The organism is Paracoccus thiocyanatus (assembly GCF_900156255.1).
Classification (GTDB): Bacteria; Pseudomonadota; Alphaproteobacteria; order Rhodobacterales; family Rhodobacteraceae; genus Paracoccus; species Paracoccus thiocyanatus.
The window spans coordinates 26406-39512 of the sequence record NZ_FTMK01000005.1; the positions used below are offsets into that span (position 1 = coordinate 26406).

14 protein-coding genes and 1 tRNA gene are annotated in these 13107 nt (G+C 69.2%); 7 read left to right on the top strand and 8 right to left on the bottom strand.

From position 1 onward, the window contains the following. Nucleotides 1–74: 74 nt before the first annotated feature. From F3H32_RS05320 to F3H32_RS05335, 4 genes are all read right to left on the bottom strand, one after another. Nucleotides 75–476: a GNAT family N-acetyltransferase gene (locus F3H32_RS05320; RefSeq protein ID WP_149764940.1), complete on the bottom strand. Its 402-nt coding sequence runs from the start codon at nucleotides 474–476 to the stop codon at nucleotides 75–77. Beyond that, nucleotides 473–1066, bottom strand: a complete 594-nt coding sequence (tsaB, locus tag F3H32_RS05325) for a tRNA (adenosine(37)-N6)-threonylcarbamoyltransferase complex dimerization subunit type 1 TsaB (protein ID WP_149764941.1) — start codon at nucleotides 1064–1066, stop codon at nucleotides 473–475. The genes F3H32_RS05320 and tsaB overlap by 4 nt, the downstream gene beginning before the upstream one ends. Further along, complete coding sequence (locus tag F3H32_RS05330) at nucleotides 1059–1613, bottom strand: NifU family protein (RefSeq protein ID WP_149764942.1); 555 nt, start codon at nucleotides 1611–1613, stop codon at nucleotides 1059–1061. The genes tsaB and F3H32_RS05330 overlap by 8 nt, the downstream gene beginning before the upstream one ends. Before the next feature lie 180 nt (nucleotides 1614–1793). Next, nucleotides 1794–2249, bottom strand: coding sequence for a universal stress protein (locus F3H32_RS05335; RefSeq protein WP_149764943.1), 456 nt, complete (start codon nucleotides 2247–2249; stop codon nucleotides 1794–1796). Nucleotides 2250–2403: 154 nt separating this feature from the next. Here F3H32_RS05335 and F3H32_RS05340 point away from each other — a divergent pair, with 154 nt between their 5' ends. Further along, nucleotides 2404–3153, top strand: a complete 750-nt coding sequence (locus F3H32_RS05340; protein ID WP_149764944.1) for a sugar transferase — start codon at nucleotides 2404–2406, stop codon at nucleotides 3151–3153. 152 nt (nucleotides 3154–3305) lie between these two features. Further along, nucleotides 3306–4265: an NAD-dependent epimerase/dehydratase family protein gene (locus tag F3H32_RS05345; protein WP_223191350.1), complete on the top strand. Its 960-nt coding sequence runs from the start codon at nucleotides 3306–3308 to the stop codon at nucleotides 4263–4265. Here F3H32_RS05345 and truA read toward each other — a convergent pair. Together truA and F3H32_RS05355 are read right to left on the bottom strand one after the other, a co-directional pair. After that, the gene (gene truA, locus F3H32_RS05350; RefSeq protein WP_149764946.1) at nucleotides 4232–5017 is read right to left on the bottom strand and encodes a tRNA pseudouridine(38-40) synthase TruA; all 786 of its coding nucleotides are present in this window, start codon (nucleotides 5015–5017) and stop codon (nucleotides 4232–4234) included. The genes F3H32_RS05345 and truA overlap by 34 nt on opposite strands. 3 nt (nucleotides 5018–5020) lie before the next feature. Further along, the gene (locus F3H32_RS05355) at nucleotides 5021–5863 is read right to left on the bottom strand and encodes a 5-bromo-4-chloroindolyl phosphate hydrolysis family protein (protein ID WP_223191351.1); all 843 of its coding nucleotides are present in this window, start codon (nucleotides 5861–5863) and stop codon (nucleotides 5021–5023) included. On the opposite strand from F3H32_RS05355, the gene F3H32_RS17845 reads away from it, so the two are divergent. Then, nucleotides 5862–6128: a hypothetical protein gene (locus F3H32_RS17845; RefSeq protein WP_223191352.1), complete on the top strand. Its 267-nt coding sequence runs from the start codon at nucleotides 5862–5864 to the stop codon at nucleotides 6126–6128. The genes F3H32_RS05355 and F3H32_RS17845 overlap by 2 nt on opposite strands. A 261-nt stretch (nucleotides 6129–6389) precedes the next feature. Here F3H32_RS17845 and F3H32_RS05360 read toward each other — a convergent pair. After that, nucleotides 6390–6463: transfer RNA gene (locus tag F3H32_RS05360), tRNA-Gly, on the bottom strand. A gap of 84 nt (nucleotides 6464–6547) precedes the next feature. On the opposite strand from F3H32_RS05360, the gene F3H32_RS05365 reads away from it, so the two are divergent. After that, a complete protein-coding gene (locus F3H32_RS05365; RefSeq protein ID WP_149764948.1) occupies nucleotides 6548–7996 on the top strand; it encodes a TrkH family potassium uptake protein in 1449 nt (482 codons plus the stop codon). Here the strand turns inward: F3H32_RS05365 and F3H32_RS05370 are convergent. Continuing rightward, nucleotides 7993–9456, bottom strand: a complete 1464-nt coding sequence (locus tag F3H32_RS05370; RefSeq protein ID WP_149764949.1) for a peptidoglycan-binding domain-containing protein — start codon at nucleotides 9454–9456, stop codon at nucleotides 7993–7995. The two genes, F3H32_RS05365 and F3H32_RS05370, sit on opposite strands and share 4 nt — an antisense overlap. 85 nt (nucleotides 9457–9541) lie before the next feature. Between F3H32_RS05370 and F3H32_RS05375 the strand changes: the two genes are divergently transcribed. The 3 genes from F3H32_RS05375 to glyS are packed head-to-tail and all read left to right on the top strand — an operon-like array spanning nucleotide 9542 to nucleotide 13028. Continuing rightward, complete coding sequence (locus tag F3H32_RS05375) at nucleotides 9542–10492, top strand: glycine--tRNA ligase subunit alpha (protein ID WP_149764950.1); 951 nt, start codon at nucleotides 9542–9544, stop codon at nucleotides 10490–10492. After that, nucleotides 10489–10971, top strand: a complete 483-nt coding sequence (locus F3H32_RS05380; RefSeq protein ID WP_149764951.1) for a DUF6446 family protein — start codon at nucleotides 10489–10491, stop codon at nucleotides 10969–10971. The genes F3H32_RS05375 and F3H32_RS05380 overlap by 4 nt, the downstream gene beginning before the upstream one ends. Then, nucleotides 10971–13028, top strand: coding sequence for a glycine--tRNA ligase subunit beta (gene glyS / locus F3H32_RS05385; protein WP_149764952.1), 2058 nt, complete (start codon nucleotides 10971–10973; stop codon nucleotides 13026–13028). The genes F3H32_RS05380 and glyS overlap by 1 nt, the downstream gene beginning before the upstream one ends. The last annotated feature ends 79 nt before the right edge of the window (nucleotides 13029–13107 follow it).

Below are 13107 nucleotides of genomic sequence, written 5' to 3' on the forward strand. Positions count from 1 at the left end.
TTTGCGGGCGAGTCGGCCCAGAATGTTCGGATTAGGGCGCATGGGCCGGACTCCGTCAACAATCTTGTCTGGGATCAAAGCGCGCGCCGCATCACTATGGCGCCGATTCCGGGGGCGTAATAATCGCGCCGCTTTCCAACGGCTTCCCAGCCGGCCCCCGCATAAAGCGCAAGCGCGGCGGCATTGTCGGCGGCGACTTCCAGAAAGGCTGCGCGCGCGCCCCGCGCCCGTGACGTCGCGGCGAATTCGGCCAGCAGGGCCGAGGCCAGCCCCTGCCGCCGCGCCTCGGGGGCGACGGCCAGCGTCAGCAACTCGGCCTCGTCGGCGATGGCGCGGCCCAGCAGGAAGGCCTGCGGCCGGATCAGCAGGAAATTCGCCGGCCCGGCCAGCAGCGCCTGGAACTCGGCCGCCGTCCAGGGCCGCGGATGCGCGGCAAAGCAGCGGCCGTGCAGCGCCGCCAGGTCTTGGGGCGTCATGACAGGATCAAGGGACCGCGGTCGCGCGCCGGCGCGGCATCGGCGGGGCGCAGATAGATAGGCGCCGGGCGCGGCAGGTCCGGCCGGCCGCGCCGGGCGGCGGCGATCCGCGCGATGGCTTCGGCCAGCGGCATGGCCGCGGGCTGGGGCGCCGGGCCGGGGGGCAGCTCATGCGCAAGGGCCTGTTGCGGTCCGCTGGCCTGCCCGGTGCCGAAATCCTGCCAGATCACCTGACCCGCCCGCGCGGGCAGGGTGACGCGGCAGGGGCGGGGCAGGCCATGCGCCGCGGCCTCGGTCACGCTGACGCCGAGGGCGGGGATGCCCAGCGACAGCGCCAGCCCGCGCGCCGCCGCGACCGAGATGCGGATGCCGGTGAAATTGCCCGGCCCGATGCCGCAGCCGATGACGGAAAGGTCGCGCCAGCCCATGCCCGCATGGGCCAGCACCTGTTCCAGCAGCGGAAACAGCCGCTCGGCCTGGCCGCGGGCCATGTCTTCGTGGCGCTGGACCAGCAGGCGGTCGCCTTGCAGCAAAGCGGCCGCGCAATGCGCGGCCGATGTGTCGAAGCCCAGCGAAAGCGCGTCAGCCAACGGGCCGCACCTCGGTCACTTCGGGGATATAGTGGCGCAGCAGGTTCTCGATCCCCATCTTCAGCGTCAGCGTGGACGAGGGGCAGCCGGCGCAGGCGCCCTGCATGTGCAGATAGACCACGCCGCGGTCGAAGCCGTGGAAGGTGATGTCGCCGCCGTCCTGCGCCACGGCGGGGCGCACGCGGGTATCCAGCAATTCCTTGATCTGGCTGACGATCCCGGAATCCGGCCCGTCCTGGTCGTTATGCCCGCCCGCGGACGCGCCCTCGACGGCCGGGGCGCCCGACTGGTAATGTTCCATGATCGCCCCCAGGACCGAGGGCTTCAGATGGTCCCAGATCGCCCCTTCGGCCTTGGTCACGGTCACGAAATCCGAACCCAGGAACACCCCGGTCACGCCGGGCACGGCAAAGATGCGGCGGGCAAGCGGGCTGGTCGCCGCGGCCTCGGGCGCGGGGAAGTCGGCGGTGCCATTGCCCAGGACGGTTTCGCCGGGCAGGAATTTCAGCGTTGCGGGGTTGGGGGTGGTTTCGGTCTGGATGAACATGGCGGGCTCCTTTGCATGGCGATATGGGGATCGGGGGGCGGGCAAGTCAAGTCGGACACGGGGTGGGCTTTGGCCGCATGGGCCCGGCCGCGCAGGCCCGGTGCCGTGGCGCGCGCGAGGTGCGGCCCGGCGGCGCGCGATCACGCGGCGACCATCTGCCGCAGCGCGCCTGTGCCGGTGTCAGGTGATCCGCTCCAGCCGCTCGCGCGAGATGTCGCCCGGCACGATGGTGATGGGACAGGGCAGGCTGGCCATTTCCCGCATCAGCCGCGTGACCAGCGGCCCCGGCCCCGCCGACTCGGTCGAGGCGGCCAGCACCACCACCCCGACATCGGGGTCGTCGTGGATCTGGGCCAGCAGTTCGGCGCCCGGCTCGCCCTCGCGGACCACCAGTTCGGGTTCGATGCCGGGGCGGTCGCGCATCCATTTGGCGAAAACCTCGTAATGCGCCTCGATCCGCTCATAGGCTTCGGCGCGCATGACATCGGCCACGCCCATGCCGTGCTGGATGGTGCTGGCCGGGATCACCGCCAGAACCTGCACGCCGCCGCCGGTCTTGGCCGCGCGCAGGGCGGCATAGCGGATGGCGTTCAGGCATTCGCGCGAATCATCCAGAACCACCAGAAACTTCCGCATGAATCCCGCCCCGGTTGCCCAAGAATGAGCGAAGACTGGCCGAAAGGACACGGTTGCGCAAGTCTCGCGCGGTTTCCCCCTTGCGGCAGTTCTCAATTGGGCGGTGCTATGCTAGGCGAAAAGACAGCCAAAGCGCCGAACGCGGGACGGAATTGTGACGATTCACCAAGACTGGGAAAAGACCGATATTGTCCGGCTCGCCACATTGCCCCAACCCGAGATGTCGTGGTTCCGGGGCGAGGGCCAGGATGTCGGCCCGGCCTCGATGCCGCTGTCCAAGCGGCTTTTCGACGTCACCCTGGCGCTGGTGCTGCTGGTGCCGCTGTCCATCATCATGGCGATCTTTGCGCTGATCCTGCTGGTGACGCAGGGGCGGCCGATCTTTTACGCCGCGCCGCGGATGGCGGCGCCGGGACGGACCTTCACCCATCTCAAGTTCCGCACCATGCTGTGCCAGCAGCAGGATTCCGGCGTCACCGGCGCGCACAAGGCCTGGCGCATCACGCCCCTGGGCCATTTCATGCGCCGCAGCCGCGTAGACGAATTGCCGCAATTGTTCAACATCCTGATGGGCGACATGAGCTTTGTCGGCCCGCGCCCGACCATCCGCGAATATGTCGAACGCTATCCCGCGGTCTATGGCCAGGTGCTGAAAAGCCGCCCCGGCGTCACCGGCCTGGCCACGCTGATCTATCACCGGCACGAGGACCGCATCCTGCGCCGCTGCAAAAGCGCCGAGGCGACCGAGGCCGCCTATGCCCGGCGCTGCCTGCCGACCAAGCTGAAAATCGACCTGATCTATCAGAAGAACCGCAGCCTGGCGCTGGATCTGTGGATCATCTGGCGCACCGTGCTGATCGTCCTTTACAAGGACGAGCGGCCCCGGCGGCGCGGCCGCGCATAGGCCCCGCCATTTCCGGCCCGGCCGCACCCCGACCCGCCCCCGACCGTTCCCCCGCAGGCGTTCAGGCGGCCCGCCCGCGCGCGGCTCATGAAACGGCCGGCGCAGCCCCGGCGCGCAGCGGAAAGGCGTCGGGCGCGGCGCGAAAGGTGCTGGTGACGGGGGGTGCCGGGTTCATCGGCAGCCATCTTGTCGATCGCCTGCTGGCGGATGGCAACGAGGTCGTCGTGCTTGACGACCTGTCCAGCGGGCGGGCGGCCAACCTGTCGCCGGCTGCGCGGCTGGTGCGCGGGGACGTGCGCGATGCGGACCTGCTGGACCTGCTGATGGCCGGGACGGGATGCGTCTTCCACCTTGCCGCACGGGTTTCGGTGCAGCTTTGCATCGGGGACTGGGTGGCGGCGCATGGCGTCAACCTGGGCGGCACCATCGCCGTTCTTCAGGCGGCGCATCGGGCGGGGAACATTCCGGTCGTCCATGCCTCGTCCGCGGCGGTCTATGGCAACCGCTCGGGCGCGGCATGTCGCGAAGCCGATCTGCCCCTGCCGATTTCACCCTATGCCGCCGACAAGCTGGCGGGCGAGCATCAGGCCCGCGCCATGGCCGAGGTGCATGGCCTGCCCTCGGTCGGGCTGCGCTTTTTCAACGTCTACGGTCCGCGGCAGGATGCGGCCTCGCCCTATGCGGGGGTGATTTCGAAATTCTGCGCCAACCGGCGGGCCGACCGGCCGCATGTCATCTTTGGCGACGGGCAGCAGAGCCGGGATTTCATCTATGTGGGCGACGTGGTCGAAGGGCTGCTTCGCGCCGGGGACCTGGCCGGCCGCCAAGGCGGGGCCCGCATCTTCAACCTTTGCACCGGGGTCGAGACCTCGCTTTTGGAACTGGCGCGGGCCATCGACGGGCTTGCGGGACGCGGCACAAGCGCCGCCCGCCACGAGCCGGCGCGCAGCGGCGACATCCGCGCCTCGCGCGGCTGTCCGCAGGCCGCGCGGCAGGGGCTGGGCTTTGTCGCCGGCACGGATATCCATGCGGGGCTGGCGGCGCTGTGGGAGGGGTCTGGCCAGCCGGTGCCCGGACTTCAGCCGCCGGGCGGAAAGGGCGGCGCCGGATAGGTGGCGGCCGTCAGGTAAAGCCCCTGCGGCGGGCAGACCGGCCCGCAGGCGGCGCGGTCGCGGGCCGCCAGCGCCTGGGCCACGCGCTCGGGCGGCCAGGCGCCGGCGCCCACCCGCTCCAACGTGCCGACGATCGAGCGCACTTGATTGTGCAGGAATGACCGCGCCCGCAGGGTGAAACGATATTCGCGGCCCTGCGGGATCTGGATTTCCTGGATAGTCAGTTCGTCCAGCGTCTTTACCGGGCTTTTCGCCTGGCACATGGTCGAGCGGAAGGTGGTGAAGTCGTGCTGCCCCAGCAGATGCGCCGCGCCGGCGCGCATGGCCGCAAGGTCGAGGGGCTGCGGCACCTGCCAGACCCGGCCGCGGTCATGGGTCACGGGCGCACGCCGCGCGACCAGCCGAAACAGATAGCGCCGCTCTTGCGCGGAAAAGCGGGCGTGGAAATCATCCGCCACCCGCGCCGCGGCCAGGATGGCGACGGGGGCGGGCTTGAGATGCCAGTTCAGCGCCTCGGACAGCCGGAACGGGTCCCAGTCGCGGGCCAGATCGGCATGGGCGACCTGGCCGGTGGCATGGACCCCGGCATCGGTGCGCCCCGCCGCCGCGATCCGGGCGCCGGCCGCGAAACCGGGATCAAGCCGGGCCAGCGCCGCCTCGACCGTGCCCTGGACGCTGGGGCGGTCGGCCTGGGCCTGCCAGCCGGCAAAGGGGCCGCCGTCATATTCGATCAACAGGGCAAAGCGGGGCATGGGCTAGCGGCGCGGCTTGTCGGTCTGGCGCGGGATGACCAGATCGTCGAGGGTCATCGGCCGCTGCAACTCTGCCGGTTCTGCCGGGGCGGGGGGCGGCCGCACCCCTTCGCGGGCCAGCCGCTCGCGCAGCACGCTGATTTCGATGTCCAGGTCGGCGCGGCCGCCTTCCAGCAGCTTGGCGCGGCGGGCGGCAAATTCGGTTTCCAGGTCGTTCAGCAGGGTTTCGTAATCCTGCCTTGCCCGCGGGTCGCGGGTCTGGGCGTAAAGATCGGCGAATTTCGCCGTCGCGTCGCGCGCGCCTTGCAAATAGACGCTGAGATAGCGGCGGACGGCGGGGATATTGTCGGGATTGTCCTCGACATGGGCGAAAAGGTCGCGCGCGGCGGCGGCAAAAAGGCCGACGCGCGCCTCAAGCCGGCGGTCGCCGGTGCGCAGGATGGCCTGTTGCATGGCCTGGAGATGCGTCTCGCCCTCGGCCACGATGCGCTGGGCGCGGTCCTGCTGGACGGCGTCGATGCCCTCCATGCCCTTGTCGCGCATCGGGTCGCTGCCAAAGGCCAGCAGGTGCAGCATGGCGCCGGCGATGCCGATGAGGCCGGCCCCGGCCTCGGCCCCCGGCACATACGAGCCGATGGCCAGGCCCAGCCCGGTCAGGATGCCGCCGAAAAGCTTGCGCGGGATCGCCGGACGCCGGGCGATGCGGCGGGCGTCATATGCCGCCTCTGCCTGCAAGCCCTCGCGTGTCATCCACATGCCCGAGGCGATGGCGCCAAACGCGACCAGGTGCAGCGCAAGCCCGGCCGGGTCCTGCCAGAAGGCGCTGATGAGGAAGGGGATGGCCATGATCGTGACCCAGCGGGTGCGCGATTCCAGCGGATGGCGGATTTCGCCCGGCGCGGGGCGCGCGGGCGGTCGCGGGGCGGAGCCGTCCCGCGGCGGTTGGGGCGAAAAGCGGCCGCCGAAACGTCTTGCCATCGCCGCCCCCTCAGCCCGCGCCCAGGAAGGAGGCATAGAGCGTCAATCCCATCAGCAGGAAGAAGGACAGGCGCTGCATCGCTTTCTGGGACATGGGCTTCCTTTCGGCGTGTCGGGCAGGGCCCGCGAGTAAGGTTCGGGCAGGGCCCGCGGGTAAGGTTCGGGCGGCTGCCCGCGGCAAGTGTCGGGCGGCTGCCCGCGGCGTATCGAGCGAAGGCGCAGGCGGGCCCGGCGGGCACCGTGCAGGATATAGGGCCTTGGCGGCTGGAACGGAAGGGCAGGATCGGGGGCTTTGCCCCCCGCCCCTTTCGCGCCCGATGGGCGCAAAACGGGCTCCCCCCAGGATATTTCACCACGAAAGAAGCGCCAGGGCAGGGCCATGGAAGGGAAGGGATGGAGCGGGTGATGGGAATCGAACCCACGTATTCAGCTTGGAAGGCTGCTGCTCTACCATTGAGCTACACCCGCGTCGGATCTTTCTATAGGGGCTTGCCGGGCGTCGTGCAAGCGCCGCGCTTGACGGTTGCGGGACGGCGGGGCAAGCAGGGCGGCATGATCGATATCCGTCCCGTGGCCAATATCGTCGGCAAGGTCGTCGTCACGCTGGGGGCGGCGATGGCACTGCCCATGCTGGTCGATTGGTGGCATGGCGACGCGCATTGGCTGATCTTCCTGGAATGCGGCATATTGACCATGCTGGCCGGGGCGCTGGTGGCCCTGTCGACGCGGCAGGTGGACAGGTCGATGACCATCCAGCAGGTGTTTCTGCTGACCGCGATGCTGTGGCTGGTGGTGCCGGTGGCGGGCGCGCTGCCCTTTATGCTGGGCGCGCCGCATGCCGGCTTTACCGACGCCTATTTCGAGGCCATGTCGGGCGTCACCACCACCGGCACCACGACATTCGCCGACCTGGACGGCCTGCCCAAGGGCACGAACCTGTGGCGGGCCTTCCTGAACTGGGCCGGGGGCTTGGGGATCATCGTCGTCGCCATGATCTTCCTGCCGGTGATGAAGGTCGGCGGCATGCAGTTCTTTCGCTCGGAAGGGTTCGACACGCTGGGCAAGATCCTGCCGCGTGCCTTTGACATCGCGCGCGAGATGACCGGGGTCTATATCGCCATGACCGCAAGCTGCATGGTGGTCTATATCCTGCTGGGGATGGGGGGGTTCGACGCCTTGGTGCTGGCGCTGTCCACCTGTTCGACCGGCGGGTTTTCCAATTACGACGCCAGTTTCGCGCCCTTCATCGGGCCGGCGGAATATGCCGCGGCGTTCTTCATGATCCTGGCCTCGATCCCGTTCATCCGCATGGTACAACTGATCCGCGGCTCGGCCGAGCCGATCTGGCGCGACATCCAGGTGCGCGCCTATCTGCGCTGGACCTTTTACGCCATCGCGCTGGTGGTGCTTTACCGCCTGCTGTGGCTGGAGGCGAAGAATCCCTTCGACGTGATCCGCGAGACCACCTTCAACGTCGTCTCGGCCTTTTCGGGCACCGGCTTTGCCTCGGCCGATGTGACGCAATGGGGGCATTTCCCCTTTGTCATCCTGATCGTGGTCGGGCTGATCGGGGGCTGCACCGGCTCGACCTCGTGTTCGGTCAAGGTGTTTCGCTATCTGGTGCTGTTCCAGGCGGTCAAGGCGCAGTTGCGGCGGATGCAGTCGCCGCACCGGGTGTTCCCGCTGCTTTACGGCGGCCGGCCGCTGGACGAGGACGTGGTCGATTCGGTCATGGCCTTCTTTACCCTGTTCATCCTGTCCTTTGGCCTGCTGATCGTCGGGCTGGCGCTGACCGGCCTGCATCCGCGCACCGCGCTGACCGCGGCCTGGACCGCGATCGCCAATGTCGGCCTGGTCTGGGGGCCGGAAATGACCCCCGACGGCGCGGTGACGGATTTCCCCACCGCGTCGAAATGGCTGATGATCTGGGGGATGTATCTGGGCCGGCTGGAACTGATCTCGGTCCTGGTGCTGCTGCTGCCGCGGTTCTGGCGCGGCTAGTCCTGCGCGGCTGCGGGGGCGATGGCCGGCGCCTGGATCTGCGTCTCGGCCGCGCCGGGGGCGAAGCGGGCCAGGTTGTCCGAGATCTCGGCCGCCAGCCGGTGCTGGTCTTCGGGGTCGGAAACGGGCCAGATCAGCACGAAACCCTGCGCCCGGCCGTCCACGACCTGGCCCTCGGCATGGCCGATATGGGTCTGGTTGCGCCCGTCCAGCACGATGCTGCCGCGTTCCACCTTGCGCTCGGGCGTGGGCACCCAGCCAAGCGCGGTCACAAGGCCGGCAAGGTCCAGCATCTCTTGCTGGCCGCCGGGCTGCGAGAACAGGATCAGCGCCGCGCCCGAGCCGTCCCTGGGGCCATAGATCGACAGCGCGCGTTCGGCGCGGTCGAATTGCAGCTTTTCCATCGGCGCGGGCAGCATCAGGCCGGTATGGGCGTCGCGCAGTTCGACCAGGCCCATCTCGGCCCGCCACGCCTCGCGCCGCGCGATCAGTTCGGCCATGGCCGTCGCCGGGTCGGGCGAGGCGCGCCGGTCCATGATTTCCCTGGCCATGGCGGCGCGGGTCATGGGGCCGTCCTTGCCGTCGATGCCGCCGTCGTAATGGCCAGCCCAACGCAAGGCGCGCTGGACCTTTTCCAGCGGCGGCATGGGGACGGCGGCCGCATCCGGGGCCGGGGGGGCGCCCAGATCCGGCACCTTGCCGATGATCGCGATCTCGCCCATGTCTTCGCCCGGCGCAAGGAAGGCGTCCCTGGGCACCGCGCCCGCATCCCGAAACGCCTGAAGCCAGGCTGTGCCGGTCGCGCGGTCCATCGGGCCCAAGGCCACCGCCAGCCGGCCGTTGGGCAGCGACCACAGCCCGGCCTCGGGCAGGGTCTCGCGCCATTTCGCCAGCATCTCTTCGGCCTGCGCGCGGTCGGTGGTGGATTCGAGGCGCAGGAAGAACTGCTCGGGCGCAGGTTCGGGTTCCGCCGTTGTAGCGGCATCGGACGAGGGGGCCGCATCCGCGCCGGCCAGGTCCCCCGGCACCGGCTCCTCCTCTGTCGCCGGGGGCTGGGCCTGCGGGAAGGTCGAGGCATTGCCGCCGGGCGCCGCCGCCTGGGGATCCTGGTCGGGGGCGTCAGCGGATTCGGCGGGGGTTGCATCGCCGATCCGGGTCAATTCCCGCCCTTCGGCGGGGGAAAGGAAGCTGTCGCCCGGCACCTGGCGCTGCTCTTTCAACTGCGCCAGCCGCGCGGCCGCCTCTTCGCGCGGCATCGGACCAAGCGCGATCCCGACCCAGCCATCGGCCAGCGGGAAGGTCACGACATCGCCGAACTGCGCGCCCCAGTTGCGGGCGGTGTCGGCCGCGGCTTCCGCGCCGCGCTTGGCCTCGATGCGGATCACCACGTCCTCGGCCTGCGCCGCAAAGCCCGCAGTCAGCGGCAGGGCCGCACCGATGACGAATGCAAAGCGCCGCATGGGCAGTCCCTCTCATTGACCCTGCGCCGCCCTCTGCCTAGAAGGCGGCAGACATTTCCTGCCAGTTATGCCGAAGGAAACCCCGATGACCAGCCCAAAGGACCATCAGCAGGCGAAACCCGTCTGCTTTCAGGACGTGATCCTGCGCCTGCAATCCTATTGGGCGGGGCAGGGCTGCGCGGTGCTGCAACCCTATGACATGGAGGTCGGCGCCGGCACCTTTCACCCGGCGACCACCCTGCGCAGCCTGGGCCAGCGTCCCTGGGCCGCGGCCTATGTCCAGCCCTCGCGCCGCCCGACCGACGGCCGCTATGGCGAGAACCCGAACCGCTTGCAGCATTATTACCAGTATCAGGTCATCATCAAACCGTCGCCGCCGAACCTGCAACAGCTTTACCTGGGCAGCCTGGCCGCCATCGGCCTGGACCCGATGATCCACGACGTGCGCTTTGTCGAGGACGATTGGGAAAGCCCGACGCTGGGCGCCTGGGGCCTGGGCTGGGAGGTCTGGTGCGACGGCATGGAGGTCAGCCAGTTCACCTATTTCCAGCAGGTCGGCGGCCATGACTGCCGCCCGGTCTCGGGCGAGCTGACCTATGGGCTGGAGCGGCTGGCGATGTATGTGCTGGGGGTCGAGCATGTGATGGACATGCCCTTCAACCCGCCGGGCAGCCCGATCCCGCTGCGCTATGGCGACGTCTTCCGCCAGGCCGAGCGCGAATATTCCCGCTGGAACTTCGAACAGGCCGATACGGACATGCTGCTGCAACATTTCAAGGATGCCGAGGCGGAATGCGACCGCATCCTGTCGGCCGCCGACACGGACAGCGCCGGGCGGCGCATCCCGATGGCGCATCCGGCCTATGACCAGGCGATCAAGGCCAGCCACCTGTTCAACCTGCTGGACGCGCGCGGCGTCATCTCGGTCACGGAACGCCAGGCCTATATCGGCCGCGTCCGGGCGCTGGCGAAACGCTGCGCCGACCTGTTCGTGACCACCGAGGCGGCGGTCCTGCAAGCGGAGGATGCGGCATGAGTTCGGGCAAGATCGTCGCCTCGATGCTGGTGCTGGTGGCGCTGCTGTCGGGCCTCGCCGTCTGGTATCTGCAAGTCTATGGCTTCTACGAGCAGGTGGACGAGATCACCGGCGCGCAGGACATCGTCGTCACCGATGCGCAGGGCACCGCCCATCCGGTCGCGGTGGGGGATTTCCGGGCCATCGACGCCACAAGCTCGCCCATCCGCTATCGCGCCTGCTTTACCCTGGATCCGGCCGGGCTGGCCGATGCTGCGCCCTATCCCGATGCGACGCCGCTGAACGGGCCGGGCTGGTTCAGGTGCTATTCCGCCAAGGCGCTGACCGCCGACCTGGAATCGGGCGCGGCGCGCGCCGTGCTGGGCCAGGCCGAGATCCGCCCCGACGTGGACCGGGTGATCGTGGTCTATCCCGACGGCCGCGCCTTTGCCTGGCACCAATTCAACGACAAGACCCCCGAACGCGGAGTGATGGACTGATGCCCGACCTTCTGATCGAGCTTTTCTCGGAGGAGATTCCGGCGCGGATGCAGGCCCCCGCCCGCGAGGATCTGAAAAAGCGCGTCACCGACGGGCTGGTCGAGGCCGGGCTGACCTATCGCTCGGCCGGCGCCTTTTCGACGCCGCGCCGGCTGGCGCTGGCCGTCGAGGGGCTGACCGCCGAAAGCCCGACCACGCGCGAAGAACGCAAGGGTCCCCGCATCGACGCCCCCGACGCGGCGCTGGAGGGCTTCTTGCGCTCGACCGGCCTGACCCGCGAGCAGTTGCAGGCGCGCGACGAGAAAAAGGGCCAGGTCTGGTTCGCGGTGGTCACGAAGCCCGGCCGCCCCGCCGCCCAGATCGTGGCCGAGGTGCTGGAGCGCACGATCCGCGACTTCCCCTGGCCCAAGTCGATGCGCTGGGGCTCGGGGTCCTTGCGCTGGGTGCGGCCGCTGCATTCCATCATCTGCCTGCTTTCGGACGAATCCGGCAGCACCGTGGTGCCGCTGGAGATCGAGGGCATCCGCGCCGGCGCCACCACCCGCGGCCACCGCTTCATGGCCCCGGATCAGATCACAGTTTCCGGCTTCGACGACTACGCCGCGAAACTTCGCCGCGCCCGCGTCATGCTGGACCCCGCCGAACGCGAGGCCGCGATCCGGCAAGAGGCCGCGAACCTCGCCTTTGCCCGCGGCTGGGAAATCGTGCCGGACGAGGGCTTGCTTTCCGAGGTCGCGGGCCTGGTCGAATGGCCGGTCCCCCTGATGGGCACCATCGAGGATCGCTTCCTGTCCCTGCCGCCCGAGGTGCTGCAAACCTCGATGAAGGAACACCAGAAGTTCTTTTCGGCCCGCAATCCCAAAACCGGCCGGATCGAGGGCTTCGTCACCGTGGCGAATATCGAGACCCCGGACCAGGGCGACACGATCCTGAAGGGCAACCAGCGCGTGCTGGCGGCGCGCCTGTCGGACGCGGCCTTCTTCTGGGACAACGACCTGCGCGAGGCCAAGGCGGGGATGGCGGACTGGGCCGATGGGCTGCGCGCTGTGACGTTCCAAAGCAAGCTCGGTTCCCAGGCCGACCGCATCGCCCGCATCGCGGCGCTTTCGCGCGAGATCGCGCCGCTGGTCGGCGCCGATCCCGACCAGGCCGAACAGGCGGCCCGGGTAGCGAAACTCGACCTGCGCTCGGCCATGGTGGGCGAGTTCCCGGAACTGCAAGGCACGATGGGCCGCTATTACGCTCTGGCGGCCGGCCTGCCCGAGCCGGTGGCCGACGCCGCCCGCGACCATTACTCGCCGCTCGGCCCCTCGGATGCGGTGCCCTCGGCGCCGGTATCGGTGGCGGTGGCGCTGGCCGACAAGCTCGATACGCTGGCCGGCTTCTGGGCCATCGACGAAAAGCCCACCGGCTCGAAGGACCCCTTCGCGCTGCGCCGCGCCGCCTTGGGGGTGATCCGGCTGGTGCTGGTGAACGGGGTGCGCGCCAATCTTGGCCAGACCTTCGCCAAGGCGCGGTCTGATGCCGATGCGGCGGACCTCCTCGCCTTCTTCCACGACCGCCTGAAAGTCCACCTGCGCGACCAGGGCATCCGCCATGACATCATCGACGCGGTGCAGGCCATGCCCGGCAGCGACGACCTGGTGCTGCTGGTCAACCGCGCCACGGCGCTGAACGACGCGCTCAAGACCGAAGACGGGACCAACCTGCTTCTGGGCCTGAAACGCGCCGGCAACATCCTGGCCCAGGCCGAGGACAAGGACGGCCTCGAATACAGTTTCGGCGCCGATCCGAAATTCGCCGAAACCGATCAGGAACGCGCCCTTTTCGCCGCCCTCGACCAGGCGGAACCGGCGATCCGCGAAGCCGTCCGGCTCGAGGATTTCCAGGCCGCGACCCAAGGCATCGCCAGCCTGCGCGCGCCCATCGACGGCTTCTTCGAGGCGGTGCAGATCAATACCGACAACCAGATCCTGCGCCGCAACCGGCTGAACCTCTTGTCGCGCATCCGTGAAGCCGGCCGGCTGATCGCCGATTTCAACCGGATCGAGGGCTGATCCCGCTTCTTTCGTGCCTAAATATCCTGGGGGAACGCGGCCGTGGCCCCGCCAGGGGCCGCGGCGGCGTGGGGGCAAA

Bases quoted from the DNA above. Each gene is read 5' to 3' on its own strand.
- truA (WP_149764946.1), bottom strand. From the start codon at position 5,017: ATGCCCCGCTTTGCCCTGTTGATCGAATATGACGGCGGCCCCTTTGCC.
- F3H32_RS17845 (WP_223191352.1), top strand. From the start codon at position 5,862: ATGATCGTGACCCAGCGGGTGCGCGATTCCAGCGGATGGCGGATTTCG.
- F3H32_RS05335 (WP_149764943.1), bottom strand. From the start codon at position 2,249: ATGCGGAAGTTTCTGGTGGTTCTGGATGATTCGCGCGAATGCCTGAAC.
- F3H32_RS05355 (WP_223191351.1), bottom strand. From the start codon at position 5,863: ATGGCCATCCCCTTCCTCATCAGCGCCTTCTGGCAGGACCCGGCCGGG.
- F3H32_RS05320 (WP_149764940.1), bottom strand. From the start codon at position 476: ATGACGCCCCAAGACCTGGCGGCGCTGCACGGCCGCTGCTTTGCCGCG.
- glyS (WP_149764952.1), top strand. From the start codon at position 10,971: ATGCCCGACCTTCTGATCGAGCTTTTCTCGGAGGAGATTCCGGCGCGG.
- F3H32_RS05380 (WP_149764951.1), top strand. From the start codon at position 10,489: ATGAGTTCGGGCAAGATCGTCGCCTCGATGCTGGTGCTGGTGGCGCTG.
- F3H32_RS05375 (WP_149764950.1), top strand. From the start codon at position 9,542: ATGACCAGCCCAAAGGACCATCAGCAGGCGAAACCCGTCTGCTTTCAG.
- F3H32_RS05330 (WP_149764942.1), bottom strand. From the start codon at position 1,613: ATGTTCATCCAGACCGAAACCACCCCCAACCCCGCAACGCTGAAATTC.
- F3H32_RS05365 (WP_149764948.1), top strand. From the start codon at position 6,548: ATGATCGATATCCGTCCCGTGGCCAATATCGTCGGCAAGGTCGTCGTC.
- F3H32_RS05370 (WP_149764949.1), bottom strand. From the start codon at position 9,456: ATGCGGCGCTTTGCATTCGTCATCGGTGCGGCCCTGCCGCTGACTGCG.